This window comes from Ligilactobacillus murinus, assembly GCF_003288115.1.
In the GTDB taxonomy this organism is placed as follows: Bacteria; Bacillota; Bacilli; order Lactobacillales; family Lactobacillaceae; genus Ligilactobacillus; species Ligilactobacillus murinus.
Genome location: NZ_CP023565.1, coordinates 1,252,501 through 1,270,442 on the forward strand (window position 1 = coordinate 1,252,501; position 17,942 = coordinate 1,270,442).

Consider the following 17,942-nt stretch of genomic DNA (forward strand, 5'->3'; position numbering starts at 1 on the left):
ATCAGTCGCTTTAAAGCCTTCAGGCGTGTAGAAACGCAACAGATCACCTGTGATGATCTTATCAGAAAGCGATAACTCTTCATCAACGTATTCTGTCTGCGCTTTAACTTGCGCCTTTTGTTCGGCCGTCAAACTATTTGTAACATCTTCACCTTTGTCATTATAGATCGTACTTCCGATCTTGGTAAATGTAGGTGAAACAAAGTCACCATTTCTAAAGGCAACTGTCTGGTTTCGATCCTTAGCTAACAAGTCGTTCCCTAATTGGATCGTATCCGTATTCTTGATCCCCAAAAGATCTAATAAGGTCGGCATAACGTCGATCTCACCACCATAAGTGTGATCTATCCCACCTTTGATGCCATTAACATGGATCATAAATGGAACCTTTTGGAATTGTGCTAGATCATAACTATCTACGCTCTTTTTACCAAGTAATTGTGCGATCGCCTTTTTATGGTTATTTGAAATACCGTAATGATCACCATAAACAACGATCATCGAATTATCATATAGACCTGCTTTTTTCAAATAACTGATAAATTCACCAAAAGCATCGTCTAAATACTTAGCAGTTTGAACATATCCATCAACAGTACTATCACCTGTTGTCGTCTTTTCGATCGTTTGATTTTGCTTATCAAGTTCGTATGGATAATGGTTTGTGACCGTGATCAATTTTGCATAGAACGGTTGCGGTAACTGTTCGATGTACTTGACTGACTGTTGTAAAAATAGCTTATCTTTCAAACCATAGCCAATACTATAGTTGGATTTATTCTTGTAGTAGTCTTCACTAAAGAAATATTGATATCCCCAAGATTTATAGGTATTATCGCGATTCCAAAAACTACCAACATCTCCGTGAAATGCCGCCGTTGTATAACCTTGTTGGTCCATAATAGCTGGCATTGCTTGGAAGGTATTATTGGTACCATAAGATGTCATAACTGACCCTGATGGTAGACCAAAGAGTGATGTTTCTAACATCGTTTCAGCATCAGAAGTCTTCCCTTGTCCTACTTGGTGGTAGAAATTATCAAAGGAGATCGTGCTTTGATCGCTATAAAATTGATTGATATTTGGCGTTACTTCCTTACCATTAACTTTATAGTTGATCATAAATTGTTGGAAACTTTCCAAATGGAAAACAAAAACATTCTTACCTTTTGCTTTACCATAGTATTCTGGATTGACCGTTGTTTTGTTTTTTTTCAAAAACTTCAAGACCTGATCCATATCACTACTACTTGCACTAGCTCTTGTAGCACTTTCCTTATACGTTTGGTAAGCGTTATAAGCAGCATAGAAGTTAATACCTAAATATTTAACAATATAGTTATTGTCAAATGTACGTGTCAGCAGTTGTGGGCGATTCTTTTCGGCTAAACCTAGATTAGCTGCAAACAAAACACATGATAACAGTGTGACCCCGACCGGATAGCGGAACTTTACAGGGCGTGTATCGATTTTGATGACCTTAAATACCAATAGTAATGTCAAAATGATCACATCTACAAAGACCCATAAGTCACTGAGATGCAAGATCTCGCCAATACTTAACGATAAATTATTTGAAACTGATCCCGAAGACTTAATGATCCCCATTGATAGGAAATCAGAAAACTCCCGATAGTACAAAATATTAGCAAAAAGCCATAATGAGGCGATCAAATCGACGATCATCATGATCCAATAGGACTTCTTACCTCTAAAATAAAGGGCGATCCCTAAAAGTAATAAACCTGTTGGGAGCGGATTTAACAAGAGCAAGAAGCGTTGCATGCTGTCATTGATCCCTAAGCTAAACTTATTAACATAAACAGCATACGTTTTAATCCAAAGTAATACCAGAGTTAAAATAAAAAACCCTGTGCGCGTATTCAGCCCATCATGGACTTTCTTTAGCACTGAACGCATCTAATTGCCTCCAATAATAAGTAGTATTTAATTGTCTATGCGTCAAATTATAGTTTAATATCCTATGACCTGAATTGTCAAATTAAGTTAGAAAAAAACTACATGCTCATTTGTAATGTACTTCATGAATACTTCTAGTGGGGTTTTGTAGTTTAAACTTTTACGTGGAATATTGTTTCTATAGCTAGCTACTTGTTGGACATAGTCAGTGGGGAGATCACTGAGATTCATATCTTTTCCTAGTCCGTCTTTCCTAAGTAATCCATTCGTATGTTCATTTAGTGCACGTTGGTTAGGAGCACCTACATCGGCAAAGTAGGTACTGATATCATGCTTATTAGCGATATCTTTCCACTTAGAAAATTCCTTACCATTATCAAAAGTGATCGATTTAAAGAGTCCTTTAGGAGTAACAGAAAGTAAAGCATCAAGTTTCTCAAAGATAGCTTTATCCGTCTTATGGCGTGTATTCAAAATGATGACAGCCTTAGACTTTCGTTCAACTAATGTCATTACTGCACCACGATGTTTTTTACCTTGGATCGTATCAGCTTCAAGATGTCCAAATTCATTATGGTAGTTGGGATAGTCCTGATGCCGCTCTGAAAGAGCCCGACCTAGTCGTCCAGCTTTTCCACGGCGTTCAACGTAACCATTTGGATGTCTTTTTCCTTTCATTGGGAGCGAGGTCACATCTAAAACGTTAGAACGCTTGAAGATGCGATAAAGCGTACGCATTGAGCAACTGATATGTTTTTCATTACGTCCGATGATCGTATCAGGAGTCCAACCTAGACTAACTTTTTCCTTGATGTACTCAAGCTCATCATTAGGTAATACGATGAGTTTACGGCCGGATTTAGATTTATTAGCCCGATAGTTTTCATAGTATTCAGAGATCGAATTCCCAGCATCTAAAAAACGATATACTCGATAAATAGTTTCAGCACTACGTTTTAAGGTTTTAGCTACAATATAGGCTTTAACACCTTGATTCCAAAAATTTTGTATGAAGGACAGTTCGCTTATGGTAAGATGATTATAGGTCATTTGTGATTTTCCTTTACTTTTGTTTGTTGGTACTCAAAAGTCTATCACAAATGGCTTTTTATTTTTCTAACTTAATTTTACAAACTGCGTGAAAAAGATAGTTATTCCACAAGACTTAAAAATATTTTAAAATTAGTCGTTTAGCAAGTCGTAGATCTCCATCGCTGCTAGATCGATATCATCAAAATCGAACTTTTGATGTGTTGCTAGTTCTTCTAATTCAAAAGTTTGTGTTGCTGGATCGTAGGTTACAAATCCTCTTTCTTGTCCTTCACGCTCAAAGCGACGTGATTGAACTTCATTTGTGTCTGCTTTCATCATCGCATCTAGTCTTTCGATAATTGCCACAAGTTGTGAATTTTCCATAGATATAAATCTCCTCTTCATTCAAGTAGATCATGGACCTACTTTTGATATACCTTAGCAAATTATATACTAACACACCAAATATAATGAAACAATTCAAAAAAATTGAAGATTTTAAGATGATCTTCTCTTTAATCTTGTTTTGAATATTTATCTGGTTTGATCACCAAAGCTACCATGCCACCAAACATCCCTAAATAGTAAGTAATGATCCGCCAAATTATCATCGCCAAGACCAGTTTACTTCCACTGTTAACAAAGGTCGAAAAAATCAGCGAAAAACTATATTCGGCCCCACCAGCACCCCCAGGGATCGGAAATAGTGAGATCACCATCACGATCAAAACGTGAAGCGTCATTACTGTCAATAATTCAGCATGCTCGACTCGTAAAGCTAACAAAATAAAAAATGGGATGATGTAATAGAAAAATAGTTGGATCAAAGTGATCAAACTAACTTTGAACAATAAGCGGTAGTTCGCCTTTAACTGTAAACTCTCCCGATAAAAGTTATCGATCTTCTCATTGAGTAACTTATCGTATTTTTCATAACGTTCTGGAGCTAACAAGCGTTTAAAAGGGCGCAAGCATAGATTAGTCATCTTTTTAGTAAAGCCATACCAATACATTATCAATAACAAACCTAAGATCACTGCCAAATGGATCAAAAAACCAAAGATCAACAGCAATCCCATAACATGCAATTTATCGGCGATCAAATGAAATCCTAAAAATAAGCAAACGATGAAATTTAAAACGATCATCGATTGATATACCACAAATTTCATCAATAAGATCGAAGTCGCCCGGCCAGCATCTACCCCGGATTGCAATAAGGCAAATAACTGTGCCGGTTGCCCACCTGAAGCAAACGGGGTGATCCCATTGAATAAAGCTTCGATCAAGGGGATCCGCAATGAATCCTTAAAAGAATAAGTTGGAAACTGTCTTTTTAGTAATTCCTTGACCACAAAACCCTCGCAAACGATCGACAATGCCATACATAAGACAGCCACTGCGATCCACCACCAATTAAGATGCATGATATCACCGACCAAGTCATGATATGAGATCCCTTGAACAGAATAAAAAAAGATCCCGACTCCGATCAATATCATTAGCAAGAGGGCTAATTTATTTTTCTTTGACATCACACTTTCCCCGCTTGTTTTTTATAGTAGTCCAACCAGATCAAGGCCAAGCGATCTTCTGAATAAAACTTTGCTGCTGCTTTAGCCCGCTCACGTAATTTGGCTAATACAGCTGGGTCTTTAGCTAACTCTTTGAGCTTTTTTTCCATCTCATCTATATCAGCACAACCAGCATAATAACCCGCGATAACGCCTTCGTAAAGTTCAAGTTCACGTAAAACAACGGGCGTCTCACAACTAAACGCTTCAAGCACACTCATCGGAAAAAGCTCATTATATGATGGTAACAAGAAAACATCAGCTAAGTTGTAGTACTCACACATCTCAGTCCGTTCAACGATCCCAGGGAAATGTAAATTTTCAGGTGGATCATCAACGACCTTTTTTAACTCGGCATAGCCGTCAGTGATCACTCCAAACGAAAAGCCTCCGACCCAAACGAATTCGAATTCAGGATTGCGCTTAGCTAACTCGATAAAATCAAAGACACCTTTTCTTTCCTGGATCTGTCCCACACCAACGATCAAAAATTTAGCGGTAGGCAACTTTTTTTTCACCCGTAACTGCTTTTTTTCCTCACTAGCGATTGGATGAAATTCCTTTTTAGATACAAAATTAGGAATATAAGTTATTTTTTCACGAGCGATCCCATAAGCTTCTAGTTTTGGAATAAAAGTCGGATTAACAACGACCAAGGCATCCATTCGCTTATAAAAAGCGATCACATACCGATACAATACTTTACGTGCGATCCACGGTAACTTAAGACTTCCCTCCAGTGTTTCTGGTAAGAAGTGGACGTAACCCACTTTTTTCCCTCGACGTTTGGAAAAAGTCGAAAAGAAAAACTTTAAGTCGATCGTATGATAGTGACTGATATCAGCTGGGCTAAACTCATTGATCGTGATCGCCAACTGCTCAGGATAGTATTTTTCTAGCAACTTTATCAGTTCGGTGTATGCACTGCCCACCCCTTGGCCTTTGACCTTGGTTGCCGACGAATACATGTGAACATTTAACATCAGAAAACTCCTTTTAGCTGTGTTCTTTTGAGTAAGTGGTTTGATTCAACTCTAGATAGTGTTCCTTACTGCGTTCATAAAATTGTAAGATCTTTTCACCAAACTCATCAGCTGAGATCTCTTTTAACTTTTGTTGTAGCGGCTTAGGATCTTGATATTTGGCTGGTTTCGTCAAATATTCAACTACTAACTCAACAAATTCTTCTAAAGTCTCAAAATTTGCCCCGATCGCCCGATCACTTAAAAGTTCAGCCGTATATGGGCTTTTCGAGGAAACTACTTTAGTCCCTGCTGCCAATGCTTCGATATAAGTCAAGCCTTGTGACTCTGAGATCGACGTTGAAACAAAGAGATCAGCTGCATGATAAAATTCACTCACTTGAGTATTGTCAACTTCACCTGTAAAGATGATATCTTCGGTCAATCCGAGTTCTTTTACTTGCTCTTGCAATGACTCTTTAGCTGGACCATCCCCTACGATCAACAATTTGACCCCTGGAACTTTGGTTTTGATCGCCGGAAAACTAGCCACCATGCGATCGATATCTTTTTCAAAAGCCAAGCGACTCAATGTTAATAATAACGGCGCATTTTCAGCTATTCCGTAGTGTTTTCGAACGTTATTTTCATTAACGACTTTAAACCGTGTCAAATCAACTCCCGTCGGAATAACGGTGATCGGTTCTTTGACCCCATACCGAGTCAAAGTCGCTAAAACACGGGCACTTGGCGCCACGATCCCACTCATTTTTTCGCAAAATGAACAGGTCATCAAACGTACATGGGAGGGTTTCAATAATTTTCCTTTGGCCACATAATGTAAATAATCTTCATACATCGTATGGTAAGTATGAACACACGGGATCTTTAGCGCTTTAGCTACAAACTTCCCGATCAATCCCATTGAAAATTCAGTTTGCGTATGAACAATATCTAGATTTAATTCTTTAGCTACTTGATAAGACTGAAATAGCCCCCTAACAGCGATGCGTCTATCGGTAAAAGAAATAAATGGAATGCTAGCAAAGCGAAACACATTGCGCTCATAGACATTTTTCTCGACATCAGGATCGGTAGTCGTAAAAATATAGACCGTATGTCCTTTTTGTTCTAATTGTGAACGCAAAGTATCGATCGATGTCGCAACCCCGCTAACTTGCGGAAAATACGTATCTGTAAATATGCCGATATTCACAAGCACCTTTCCTCCTCAACTTTTTATCAGTTTTAATTATATGGTTTTAACTATTCCTTTGCAATGCTCTCACTGATACGAAGAGCAAAAAAATACTATTCTTAATATTTTAACATTTTCCAACTGATTTTAGACAAAAAGAGACCAGAAATCTCTTTCCGGTCTCTTTTTAAGATAAGTTGATCGAATATTACTTCGTGTATTCAGCTACTAAAGCTTCAACTTCTTCAGTTGTTTCGCAATCTTCAACTGCTTTTTGAGCTAATTCTTGCATCTTAACTGAATCAAGTTTCTTCAACAAGCTACGTGTCTTCAAGATCGAAGTTGCACTCATTGAGAATTCATCTAGACCTAAACCAAGCAACAATGGCACAGCAACTTGATCACCAGCCATTTCACCACACATACCAGTCCACTTACCTTCTTTATGTGAAGCATCAATGATGTTCTTGATCAAACGCAAGATAGATGGGTTATATGGTTGGTAAAGGTAAGATACACGTTCGTTACCACGATCAGCTGCCATAGAGTATTGGATCAAGTCATTGGTTCCGATACTAAAGAAATCAGCATACTTAGCTAACTTATCTGCGATCATTGCAGCAGCAGGGATCTCCATCATCATTCCGACTTCAATATCGTCAGAAACAGGGATACCTTCTTTAACTAACTTAGCTTTTTCTTCTTCAAAGATCGCCTTAGCATCTTTGAATTCCTTGACAGTAGCGATCATTGGGAACATGATAGCCAAGCGTCCATAGTGTGAAGCACGTAACAATGCACGCAATTGAGTACGGAAGATATCTTGACGATCTAATGAGATGCGGATCGCACGGTAACCCAAGAATGGATTTTCTTCTTCTGGTAGTGGTAGATAAGGTAGATCCTTATCCCCACCAATATCCATTGTACGTACGACAACTTGTTTGCCATCCATACCTTCAACTGCTTCTTTGTAAGCTTTGAATTGTTCTTCTTCTGTTGGAAGCTCACTTGCATCCATGTACAAGAATTCAGAACGGAACAAGCCAACAGCTTCGGCCCCATTATCAACAGCACCCGTAACATCTTTAGGGGTACCGATATTAGCCCCTAAGATAACTTGTTTGCCGTCTTTTGAGACAGATCTAGCATCTTTTAATTGTTGCCATTCAGCTTTTTGAGCCTTGAAATCAGCAGCTTTTTGTTCATATTCAGCTAATTGATCAGCCGTTGGATCAATAACTGCATCCCCAGCAATACCATCGATAATGACCATATCGCCTTCTTTGATCTCAGTTGTTGCTGAGCCAGAGCCTACGACTGCAGGGATCTCAAGGGTTCTTGACATGATAGCAGAGTGCGATGTCCGACCACCGATATCAGTGATAAAGCCCTTAACAAAATTGCGGTCTAATTGCGCTGTATCAGATGGTGTCAAGTCATGTGCTACGATCACAACTTCTTCGTCGATCAAAGCTGGGTTAGGTAAAGTTACACCTAATAAATGACTCATGACACGCTTAGTTACGTCGCGAATATCGCCTGCACGTTCTTGCATGTAAGCATTGTCTGTCATGCCTTCAAACATGGAAATAAACATGTCTGTTACGCTCTTCAACGCAGCTTCGGCATTAACTTTTTCATTTTTGATCTGATTTTCGATTTGACCAATCATTTCAGGGTCAGCCAAGATCGTTAAGTGCGCCTCAAAAACTTCAGCTTCTTCAGCCCCTAAGTTTTGGGTAGCTTTTTGCTTGATAGCTTCAAGCTCACTCTTGGAGGCTGCTACAGCATCATCCAAGCGCTTGATCTCAGCTTCTGGATCAGAGATACTGGTTTCAGAAAATGAAAGGTCAGGTTGCACAAGCATGTAGGCTTTTGCGGCTGCAATTCCGTCACTAGCTGCGATACCCTTCAACATTTTCGTCATTATTCAGCAAGTCCTTCCTTTGTCATTGTTTCTGCGATAGCTGCGATCGCTTCTGCTTCATCAGCACCATCAGCAGAGATCACAACATCAGCGTTTTGACCTACACCTAATGACATAACACCCATGATAGATTTCAAGTTTACTGATTTACCTTGATATTCTAATGTAATATCTGAGTTAAATTTGCTTGCTGCTTGCACCAAAAGTGTAGCTGGACGTGCGTGAATACCTGTTTCTGCGATTACGTGAAATTCTTTCTTTTCCATTGTGGATCATGCTCCTTTAAATATAAATAAGATTTGTGCAACAATTAGTAAACAAATTGATCACAGCTGTAAAAGAATTCGTTTACATTAGCGGTTACACTAAGTGTTGCACCTGCTATAAAGAATAATACCATGAATTATTTATCAAGACAAGGTATCACTCTTAAACATTTTGATAATATGTCAAAAAAAATTTATTTATCATTTTTGTGATAATGATAGATAACTCCGCCACCACGTTTAGCTGTACCGACCACATTTTTCCGATAATTATAATTTAGTAAAATCTTTTGAAAATCCATAAATTCAGCTGTTTCGATCTCAAATTCTGTTATCTCACCTGCATGCAAGCGATCTAATAATGTTTGATAATCCTTTTCCATCCTGCTACCCCCTCTCACACATTTTAAAATTATACCATCTCCAATTTTTTTGCTTGCACTTAAGATAAAAATTTGTATAATAAAGCTACAAAGGTCAAAGTTGGTCAAACTGATTTTGACATTAAATTTAACCGGAAAGGTCGCGAATTGCTATGTTATGCCAAAATTGTCAGCAAAACCACGCTACGCTACATTTAACAACAAACATCAACGGTCGCCAAACTTCGATCGACCTTTGTCCTAACTGCTATCGAGCTTTGAAAAATCAAAGTCAACTACCACCTTCCTTGGATGGTATCTTCCAAGATCCATTGGGTAGTGATCCATTCGCTGATTTCTTTAAAGAGATCAAACGCCAAAGCCAACAGCGTCCCACACCAGCGCAAGGTCCCCAAACAAAAGGCGGAGATAATGGTGATAACGAAGGCATTTTAGATAAATATGGGCTTGATCTCACTGCCCAAGCCAAAGCGGGCCAGATCGACCCAGTTATCGGGCGTGACCGCGAGATAAAACGTGTAACTGAGATCTTGAATCGGCGCACTAAGAACAATCCTGTCCTTACTGGTGAAGCCGGAGTCGGGAAAACAGCAGTTGTCGAAGGTCTTGCTCAAAAGATCGTTGACGGCGATGTTCCACAAAAACTATTAAATAAAAAAGTTATCCGCTTAGACGTTGTTTCCTTAGTCCAAGGGACCGGGATCCGTGGTCAATTTGAGCAACGCATGCAGGAATTAATGGATGAATTGAAACAAAAACAAGATATCATCCTCTTTATCGATGAGATCCATGAGATCGTTGGGGCTGGAAACGCTGAGGGAGGCATGGATGCTGGCAACGTTTTAAAACCAGCTCTAGCTCGCGGTGAGTTCCAACTTGTCGGGGCTACTACTTTAAACGAATTTCGTACGATCGAAAAAGATGCGGCCTTAGCGCGGCGTTTACAACCCGTCCAAGTTGAAGAACCTTCTAAAGAAGAGGCTTTAGCGATCTTACACGGCCTACGTGCTAAATATGAAAGCTACCATCAAGTCGCCTATACCGATGAAGCTCTTGAAAGTGCGATCCAACTTTCGACTCGCTACATTCAGGACCGCTATTTGCCGGATAAAGCGATCGATCTCTTAGATGAAGCCGGCTCGCGTAAGAATTTAGCTTTACAAGCTTTTGACCCAAGCGAAGTCAAAGCTAAGATAGCTCAAGCACAGACAAATAAAAAAGCTGCTTTAGACCAAGAAGATTATGAAAAAGCCGCCTTTTATCGCGATCAAATCGCTAAACTAGAAGAACATTTAACAGCTAAACCTCAAGTCAAAAGCGAAGTTACCGCCCAAGATATGGAAAAGATCGTCGAGGAAATGACTTCTATCCCTGTCGGTGAACTCAAACAAAAAGAACAAGCACAATTACAAACTCTAGCCCAAACACTCAAGCAAAACGTTATCGGCCAAGACCGTGCCGTTGATAAAGTTGCCCGCTCGATCCGGCGCAATCGGATCGGCTTTAACAAGTCAGGTCGACCGATCGGTTCATTTCTTTTTGTCGGTCCTACAGGAGTCGGGAAAACGGAAGCAGCTAAACAACTTGCTTTAGAACTATTTGGAACGACCGAGGCCATGATCCGCTTTGATATGAGTGAATACATGGAAAAATTCTCTGTCTCTAAATTGATCGGTTCGCCTCCGGGTTACGTTGGATATGAAGAAGCGGGCCAGTTAACCGAACAAGTTCGGCGACATCCATATAGCTTGATCTTATTAGACGAGATCGAAAAAGCTCATCCCGATGTCATGCATATGTTCTTGCAGATCTTAGATGATGGGCGCTTGACTGATTCACAAGGCAAGACTGTCAGCTTTAAAGATACGATCATCATCATGACAAGTAATGCCGGTTCAGGTGATCCGATCGTCAACGTTGGCTTTGGCACGACCAAGAGCACCCCTAATTCTGTGGTCGATAAATTGACTAAATACTTCAAGCCAGAATTTTTGAACCGTTTTGATGATATTATCGAGTTCAATGCTTTGACTAAAGAAAATCTTGACCAGATCGTTTCGTTGATGCTCGAAAAAGTCGACCAAACGCTACAAGAAAACGGAATGTCACTTAAAGTTTCAACTAAGGCCCGCCAAAAATTAGTCGAATTAGGCTATGATCCTAAGATGGGGGCGCGTCCACTACGCCGGACGATCCAAGACCAGATCGAAGACAAAGTAACTGACTTTTACCTTGATCATCCCCAAGTTAAAAACTTTTACGCTGATCTAAGTGACGATACGATCGTGATCAGTGAAGCAAACGTTACTGAATAATTCAACAAACTGGGAGTTTTTTTACCAACTTCCCAGTTTTTTATTTTCAACATTTCTATCAGATAGTTTATAATAGTTATATAGAATTGGTAATTTGAAGCATGCATTTTACTTCAAACATTTTACTATATTTAGCAAAGGAGGAAATCAACATGCAACTGATCGATGTTACCAATAGTTACTCTCGCATGATCCAACATGAATTAGTTAAATCACCAGTTCATTTCATCAAAGTGTATACCCTAGGGAATTCAAAAGTCGTCTATAAGAAAAAGCATGCTTTTTCTGAGATCGTCATCTCAAACAAAATTCGTCAGATCACCCCTAAAGAAATTGAATTTGTTAAAACTAAGCTTTTAAAAGACCGTGCCGACGCTGCGACTGTTACTGCTCAAGGAAACTTAGTGGAAATAAATTTGGAGAACTAATACCTAGAAACCTCGTAAGCTACCTTACGGGGTTTTTTATTATTAAGTACTAAAAAATTTAAGCTATCTAGTAATAATTTTGTGCAATCATTTTAGAGATACGTTATAATTGACGTGATACCGATACGAGGGAGGCGAGTTCAAGTTGGCACCGAAAAGACAAAAAAAGACAAAACATCCAAATAATAAAAAACACCGGTCGCGCTTTGCTAAGCGTTCTAAAATCGAAATAGCTCCAATCAAAGAAGCATTGCTCGAGGAACAACCAGAGATCGAGATCGAAAAAACTGCGCCAGCTCAGCAACCTATCGCCCCGGCGCCACCACTAAAAAAAGAAGCAGAGATCGTATTAGACCAAAAACAAGCGGTCACGACTAAAAATGAGCTCAAGAAAAAAGCCACTACCCAGGATTCGACTGTCATCTTGATCTTCCAAGATGAAGACAAGAAATTCTTAGCTTCACCGCAGATCATTTCGGGTAAGCGCCACGAACCGATCAAATTCAGATTCAAAGATTTTGAAGGTTATAATTTGATCCAAGTCGATGGCTTTACGCGTGATTTTGTCTTGCCTTACGCTGCGATCACTTTTACCTATCGTAAAAAAGATGCTGGTAACATTTGGATCTTTTGTCAAGATATCGATGATCGCCGTTTTTTACAAAAACCAACTTTTATTAAAGGAAAAGTCGGGGATGAGTTTTCTCTTTCATCACCTGCGATCCGCAACTACACTCTCTTACGGGCTCGTGGTTTGACACATGGGATCTTTACTTATGATCAACAAGCTGTGACCTATTTTTATCGTCGGGACAGTTGGAAAGATGTTGATTATACCCCACACTATCTAAAATTCAAGCAGTCCCTACCTTGCTTAGATGCTCCTGATGGGCAAGTTACCGATGTGATCTTGGCTAAAAATACTATTTGGCAAACTTTTGAAACGATCATTACTACTAACGATCAACGTTGGTATTGCTTAGGCGGTAGCATTTGGATCAAATATGATGCCGAATTGATGACAATGTTGGATAAAAAACCAGCTGTGATCAGTGAGCATGATACCCTTGAGATCGATCTACCACACTCGATCGACCTTCGCCATAATGCAATGATCGACTTTATCCCCGATGGTGAACTTGTCTTATACGATAAACCGTTTGGGCAAAAAGTCGGACTGATCAAAAATGGACAGATCGTAACTTTGACAGGACGGATCAGAGTTGAAGGGATGCTTTGGTTTGAGGTCAATGGACTTGGTTGGACGATCCGCGAATACCTAAACTTGGACCCGTGATCATATATACCAAAAAGCTCAGAACTGACAGTTGAGACATAGATCTCTTAACTGTCAGTTCTGAGCTTTTGTTATTAACTAGCGCCTATTGATCACAGTTTTGCCGTTAATTTTACATCAGGATATTTATCTTTGAACCATCTTTCTGAAAATTCATTTTCAAACAGAAATAGTGGTGCACCTTGCCGATCTTTAACAAGTAAGTTTCTTGAACTCGACATCTTTTCATCTAATTGTTCTGGATCGATCCAACGTGCGATCTTATTGCCCATTGGCGTCATAACAACTTCAGAATTGTATTCATTTGCCATTCTAAATTGGAAAACTTCAAACTGCAATTGACCAACTGCACCTAAAATATAGTCACCGGTACTATAACTTTGATAAAGCTGAACTGCCCCTTCTTGCACTAATTGTTGGATCCCTTTGTGGAATGACTTTTGCTTCATCACGTTCTTAGCCGTAACACGTGCAAATAATTCTGGCGTAAATTGTGGTAATTTTTCAAATTCGATCGCTTTTTTACCCGTGTAGATCGTATCCCCGATCTGGAAATTCCCCGTGTCATACAATCCAATAATATCGCCAGCAACAGCAGTTTCAACTGTTTCACGTGTATCAGCCATAAATTGAGTCGAATTAGAAAGGCGGATCTTTTTACCTGTTCGGTTCAAAAAGACATCCATTCCACGGTCAAATTCACCCGAACAGATCCGGACAAAGGCGATCCGGTCACGGTGGTTAGGGTTCATATTAGCTTGGATCTTAAAAATAAAACCTGAGAAAGTTGGATCAGCCGGTTTTATCTCACCACCAGCTTGCGTCTTATGGGCTGTTGGGGATGGTGCAAACTGGAGATAGGCATCTAAAAATGTTTTGACCCCAAAGTTCGTCAAAGCCGAGCCAAAGAAGACCGGTGTCAATTGACCATTTGCGATCTTTTCTTCGTCAAATTCATTACCTGCAGCCTTGACCAATTCAACTTCTTCTAAAACTTGTTGATAGATACTATCTTCTTTTAACGGATCATCACCCTTGATCTCGCCATTTTCATCAAGTTCGAGGAATTTTTGACCATCAGCTTCCGAGCGGTAAAGTTCGATCCGATCATTATAGATATCATAGATCCCCTTGAGACCTTTCCCCATCCCGATCGGCCAATTCATCGCATAGGCATCGATCCCCAAAACTTCTTCAAGTTCGGCTGTCAATTCCAAAGGCTCACGGCCATCACGGTCTAATTTATTGATAAATGTAAAGATCGGGATCCCACGCATTTTACAAATTTGGAAAAGTTTTTTAGTTTGCGGCTCGATCCCTTTAGCCGAGTCGATCACCATCACCGCTGAATCGACTGCCATCAATGTACGATACGTATCTTCGGAAAAGTCTTCGTGCCCAGGGGTATCAAGGATATTAACGCGCTTGCCGGCATAGTCAAATTGCATGACCGAACTCGTAACTGAGATCCCACGTTTCTTTTCGATCTCCATCCAGTCAGATTTAGCAAAATTACCACTTTTTTTGGCTTTAACTGTCCCAGCTTGACGAACGACGCCCCCAAATAAAAGCAATTGTTCTGTGATCGTTGTCTTACCCGCGTCAGGGTGAGAAATGATCGCAAAGGTCCGTCTTTTTTCAACGGCTTGTTTTAATTCATTTGTTTTCATACTTACCTCACAATTAAATTTTATATCAGCTTTTGGCTAACTTCTCTAAATGTCACATATTATCTTACTTTAAAAAAAGGTCGGTTTCAACACTTAGTTAAGACCGACCTTTACTCTATAATCAATTTTTTTGATCTTCTTTTGGATCCAATGTTCTAAGTTTACGCCACCCTGAAAGTTCAGGTGGGATCACTGCTAAAACTTTAGTGATCCGAGCATCATCAACGATCTCAACTGTTTTCAACACTAGACCATCATCTTTTGTAACAGTCAACACTTCATCGTCGTCCGGGATCTTACCTGTTTTAGCAATAATATAACCAGCAACGGTATCGATATCATCCATTTCAAGCTTAGTCCCAAATTCATCATTAAATTCTGTCAAAGTCATTTTCCCTTGAACGATAAATTCATTTTCAGCTACTTGCTCGATCAATTTGGCTGGCTCATCAGATTCATCTTCGATCTCACCGACGATCTCTTCTAAAATATCTTCCAAAGTCGTCAAACCTACGACCCCACCATATTCGTCTAATAGGATAGCCATTTGGTTTTGTGTTTTTTGCATCTGCAAGAGCAGCTCATCGACTGGCATCGTTTCAGGGACAAAAAACGCTGGATGCATCACCTGCCGGATCGTCAGACGTTCAAAGCCATAACGGCGCGCACGCTTCAAAACATTTTTGATATGCACGATCCCGACGATATTATCTTTGTCTTCATGATAGACTGGGATCCGCGAATAGTCCATTTCTAAAATACTGTCGATATTACGATCATTATCATTTGTAATATCGATCATAAATGCGTCGATCCGTGGTACCATAACTTCTCGTGCCGTCTTATCGTGTAAAGATAAGACACCATTTATCATCTCAAAGTCAGCCGTATCCAATTCACTTTCTTTACGTTGTCGTTGAATGTTTTCCACGATCGTTTCAAATGACATCTCCGTTGGTCCAGCGATCTGGCCTTTTTGCTGAACTAACGTGACTACCTTAGTAAGTGGCCATAAGATCACATTTTCAAGTTTTAGTAACCACCCTAACTTTTGGCACAATAAACCACTATTTTCGACCGTCACTTTGCTAGCTAAGCCAAATTCTGATCCGATCAAGGCCACGACTAAGACGATCAAGGCCACGAGCTTCCAAGTACCACTGACGATCTGTGTGATACTAGCCATGGCTAAGAAACCAAATGCGATTTTGCTAAAATAGGCTGCGATCCAACCGTTAGCCCGATAATTTAGGCTTTCTTTTTGCGCCTCCGTACTTTGACGTAATGCCTGCTCCCCAATTACATTCAAGCTAAATAAAACGACTGCGATCAATGCGCTCATTGCCCATAACAGGGGCTGTCCAGGAGCTGATCCCATACATAAATCACCTTTTCTTAATTAATTTTATTTCGGTACATAAAGTGTTTCACCAGCTGTTAGATCGACACTTGAACCTAAATTATTCAACTCTTGAATTTTTTCGACTGTAGTTGCGTATTTTGCAGCTAATGACTCAAGCGTATCACCATCAGCCACATTGATCGTTTGCGCATCAGCTTGAGCCGAAGACAAACTGGCAGCACTTTCGCTACTTGCTTTAGCTGCGCTCTCACTACTTGCCTTAGCTGCACTTTCTGAACTAGCTACAGCTTGTTTACTTGCCTCTTCTTGCTTACGTTGACTTTCTTCTGCCGCTTTTTGAGCACTCTCACTGGCGGCTTTTTGGCTGGCTTCTTTAGCGCTTAACGCTTTAGTTTTACTTTGACTTAAAGAAGAAGCTTTTTTTTGTGAGTTGACCTTAGCGATACTTGCTGAATTTTCCTTAGCTTTCGTTGCATTAGAAGCTTGGGTCTTTTGATACCAAAAACCGCCCAAAAAGACAAGCGCTACTAGTGTTAATAGAGCAAGGATCACTTTAGAATCGACACGTTTAGCTGGTTTATTTGTCTGTGTAGTCTTTTCGCGTTGCACTGGATCATTACCGCGTTCAACAAAAAATTCTTTACGCATCCGTGGTTCATCTTTACGGGTATAACCATGCTTAAATTGTTCACTCTTGAACACTTCATAAACTTTATTGATATCAAAATTGACCTGTTCAGCTTGCTTTTCTGCTAAATAGTCATTTTTTTCAGGTAAAGTCAAATTAGCGACCCATTCACAAGCATATTCATACTGTCTGATCACTTCTGTTGTGGCTCCAAAATCTTGTAAGACACCAAATTGTAGCAGAGCCGTACGTTCACAGAGCGTCTCGATAATAACTGGACGCACTTCAGAAACGATAAACGTAACACCTGTATCCTTTAACTGTTGGATCTTTTGAACAGCTTTAAAGTAAAAGTTTCGGTCAACTGGCGATAAAACTTCATCTAAAATGACTAATTCTGGATCAATTAACAATACGATACTCAAAGCTAACCGCGCATACATCCCCGTTGAATACTCTTTAACGGGACGATACAATAATTCACCGACCTCAGAAAAATTGATGATCCCGTTCGTATAATGGTTACCCTTGAATTCATCAATGTCAGCTTGTGCGATTGCTTGGCGAATATTTTCAAGTCCGGTCTTTTCTGGATCTAAACTCGTACACGAAGCATAAGATCTTTTGGCCTTAGTCGTGATAAAGCCCGTTGTTTGTCTGTCTTTTTGTCCTAAGATCTTCATCAAGGCTGCTTTGCCTGAGCCGTTATCACCGATCACCCCGACTGCTTCACCGGCATTTACAGCCAGATCGATCCCGCGTAATTCCCAAAAGTTTTTCGTATCGTGTTTTTCTTTTTTATCTAGGAGCAACGGCACGCTCTTAGTAATATATTTGATTTCTATTTTTGCCATACTCTCTCACCAATTACCTTATCAAATTAAGCTAGTTTCAATAGTACAAAATTGCCTTCCTAGCGTCAACTAGAAAGCTGATCGAATCCAAAATTTGCACTAAAACATGTGTTTCTACTATA

General features: G+C 39.8%; 15 protein-coding genes (1 of these 15 running past the window's edge). 3 read left to right on the forward strand and 12 right to left on the reverse strand.

The window, feature by feature from the left end:
- The 9 genes from CPS94_RS06370 to CPS94_RS06410 all read right to left on the reverse strand — a co-directional run.
- Window positions 1-1,920, reverse strand: the 5' portion of a protein-coding gene (locus tag CPS94_RS06370) for an LTA synthase family protein (protein WP_112194468.1). Its footprint begins 144 nt before the window's first position; only the first 1,920 of its 2,064 coding nucleotides appear in the window; its start codon is at window positions 1,918-1,920; the stop codon falls past the left edge of the window.
- 87 nt (window positions 1,921-2,007) lie between these two features.
- Window positions 2,008-2,970: an IS30 family transposase gene (locus CPS94_RS06375; RefSeq protein WP_004048827.1), complete on the reverse strand. Its 963-nt coding sequence runs from the start codon at window positions 2,968-2,970 to the stop codon at window positions 2,008-2,010.
- 132 nt (window positions 2,971-3,102) lie between these two features.
- On the reverse strand, window positions 3,103-3,336 hold the full coding sequence (locus CPS94_RS06380) for a YkuJ family protein (RefSeq protein ID WP_004051512.1): 234 nt from the start codon (window positions 3,334-3,336) through the stop codon (window positions 3,103-3,105).
- Window positions 3,337-3,467: 131 nt separating this feature from the next.
- Window positions 3,468-4,487 carry a lysylphosphatidylglycerol synthase transmembrane domain-containing protein gene (locus CPS94_RS06385; RefSeq protein WP_112194464.1) on the reverse strand — a complete coding sequence of 340 codons (1,020 nt, stop codon included), beginning with the start codon at window positions 4,485-4,487 and terminating at the stop codon, window positions 3,468-3,470.
- Window positions 4,487-5,509 (reverse strand): glycosyltransferase family 4 protein, encoded by a 1,023-nt coding sequence (locus tag CPS94_RS06390; RefSeq protein WP_112194462.1) that lies wholly within the window; start codon window positions 5,507-5,509, stop codon window positions 4,487-4,489. Before CPS94_RS06390 ends, CPS94_RS06385 begins: the two co-directional genes overlap by 1 nt.
- A gap of 13 nt (window positions 5,510-5,522) precedes the next feature.
- Window positions 5,523-6,704 carry a glycosyltransferase family 4 protein gene (locus CPS94_RS06395; protein WP_112194460.1) on the reverse strand — a complete coding sequence of 394 codons (1,182 nt, stop codon included), beginning with the start codon at window positions 6,702-6,704 and terminating at the stop codon, window positions 5,523-5,525.
- Between the two features lie 190 nt (window positions 6,705-6,894).
- Window positions 6,895-8,616 carry a phosphoenolpyruvate--protein phosphotransferase gene (gene ptsP, locus CPS94_RS06400; RefSeq protein ID WP_112194458.1) on the reverse strand — a complete coding sequence of 574 codons (1,722 nt, stop codon included), beginning with the start codon at window positions 8,614-8,616 and terminating at the stop codon, window positions 6,895-6,897.
- Window positions 8,616-8,882, reverse strand: a complete 267-nt coding sequence (locus tag CPS94_RS06405) for a phosphocarrier protein HPr (protein ID WP_004051507.1) — start codon at window positions 8,880-8,882, stop codon at window positions 8,616-8,618. The genes ptsP and CPS94_RS06405 overlap by 1 nt, the downstream gene beginning before the upstream one ends.
- A gap of 194 nt (window positions 8,883-9,076) precedes the next feature.
- Window positions 9,077-9,265: a hypothetical protein gene (locus CPS94_RS06410; protein WP_004051506.1), complete on the reverse strand. Its 189-nt coding sequence runs from the start codon at window positions 9,263-9,265 to the stop codon at window positions 9,077-9,079.
- 152 nt (window positions 9,266-9,417) lie between these two features.
- Between CPS94_RS06410 and CPS94_RS06415 the strand changes: the two genes are divergently transcribed.
- The 3 genes from CPS94_RS06415 (at window position 9,418) to CPS94_RS06425 (ending at window position 13,305) form a co-directional block, all read left to right on the forward strand.
- Window positions 9,418-11,580, forward strand: coding sequence for an ATP-dependent Clp protease ATP-binding subunit (locus tag CPS94_RS06415; RefSeq protein WP_112194456.1), 2,163 nt, complete (start codon window positions 9,418-9,420; stop codon window positions 11,578-11,580).
- A gap of 152 nt (window positions 11,581-11,732) precedes the next feature.
- Window positions 11,733-12,008: a DUF1827 family protein gene (locus CPS94_RS06420; RefSeq protein WP_112194454.1), complete on the forward strand. Its 276-nt coding sequence runs from the start codon at window positions 11,733-11,735 to the stop codon at window positions 12,006-12,008.
- Between the two features lie 145 nt (window positions 12,009-12,153).
- The gene (locus CPS94_RS06425) at window positions 12,154-13,305 is read left to right on the forward strand and encodes a MucBP domain-containing protein (RefSeq protein ID WP_112194451.1); all 1,152 of its coding nucleotides are present in this window, start codon (window positions 12,154-12,156) and stop codon (window positions 13,303-13,305) included.
- 92 nt (window positions 13,306-13,397) lie between these two features.
- Here the strand turns inward: CPS94_RS06425 and CPS94_RS06430 are convergent, their stop codons facing one another.
- The 3 genes from CPS94_RS06430 to CPS94_RS06440 all read right to left on the reverse strand — a co-directional run bounded on the left by CPS94_RS06430 (window position 13,398) and on the right by CPS94_RS06440 (window position 17,820).
- Window positions 13,398-14,975 (reverse strand): peptide chain release factor 3, encoded by a 1,578-nt coding sequence (locus CPS94_RS06430; RefSeq protein ID WP_112194449.1) that lies wholly within the window; start codon window positions 14,973-14,975, stop codon window positions 13,398-13,400.
- Window positions 14,976-15,096: 121 nt separating this feature from the next.
- Window positions 15,097-16,353, reverse strand: a complete 1,257-nt coding sequence (locus tag CPS94_RS06435; RefSeq protein ID WP_112194447.1) for a hemolysin family protein — start codon at window positions 16,351-16,353, stop codon at window positions 15,097-15,099.
- Window positions 16,354-16,380: 27 nt separating this feature from the next.
- Window positions 16,381-17,820, reverse strand: coding sequence for an ATP-binding cassette domain-containing protein (locus CPS94_RS06440; RefSeq protein ID WP_112286415.1), 1,440 nt, complete (start codon window positions 17,818-17,820; stop codon window positions 16,381-16,383).
- Between the last annotated feature and the right edge of the window lie 122 nt (window positions 17,821-17,942).

Coding starts and splice junctions, on each gene's coding strand:
- CPS94_RS06390 (WP_112194462.1), bottom strand. CDS start 5,509: ATGTTAAATGTTCACATGTATTCGTCGGCAACCAAGGTCAAAGGCCAA.
- CPS94_RS06435 (WP_112194447.1), bottom strand. CDS start 16,353: ATGGGATCAGCTCCTGGACAGCCCCTGTTATGGGCAATGAGCGCATTG.
- CPS94_RS06380 (WP_004051512.1), bottom strand. CDS start 3,336: ATGGAAAATTCACAACTTGTGGCAATTATCGAAAGACTAGATGCGATG.
- CPS94_RS06405 (WP_004051507.1), bottom strand. CDS start 8,882: ATGGAAAAGAAAGAATTTCACGTAATCGCAGAAACAGGTATTCACGCA.
- CPS94_RS06420 (WP_112194454.1), top strand. CDS start 11,733: ATGCAACTGATCGATGTTACCAATAGTTACTCTCGCATGATCCAACAT.
- CPS94_RS06430 (WP_112194449.1), bottom strand. CDS start 14,975: ATGAAAACAAATGAATTAAAACAAGCCGTTGAAAAAAGACGGACCTTT.
- CPS94_RS06440 (WP_112286415.1), bottom strand. CDS start 17,820: ATGGCAAAAATAGAAATCAAATATATTACTAAGAGCGTGCCGTTGCTC.
- CPS94_RS06410 (WP_004051506.1), bottom strand. CDS start 9,265: ATGGAAAAGGATTATCAAACATTATTAGATCGCTTGCATGCAGGTGAG.
- ptsP (WP_112194458.1), bottom strand. CDS start 8,616: ATGACGAAAATGTTGAAGGGTATCGCAGCTAGTGACGGAATTGCAGCC.
- CPS94_RS06385 (WP_112194464.1), bottom strand. CDS start 4,487: ATGTCAAAGAAAAATAAATTAGCCCTCTTGCTAATGATATTGATCGGA.
- CPS94_RS06375 (WP_004048827.1), bottom strand. CDS start 2,970: ATGACCTATAATCATCTTACCATAAGCGAACTGTCCTTCATACAAAAT.
- CPS94_RS06415 (WP_112194456.1), top strand. CDS start 9,418: ATGTTATGCCAAAATTGTCAGCAAAACCACGCTACGCTACATTTAACA.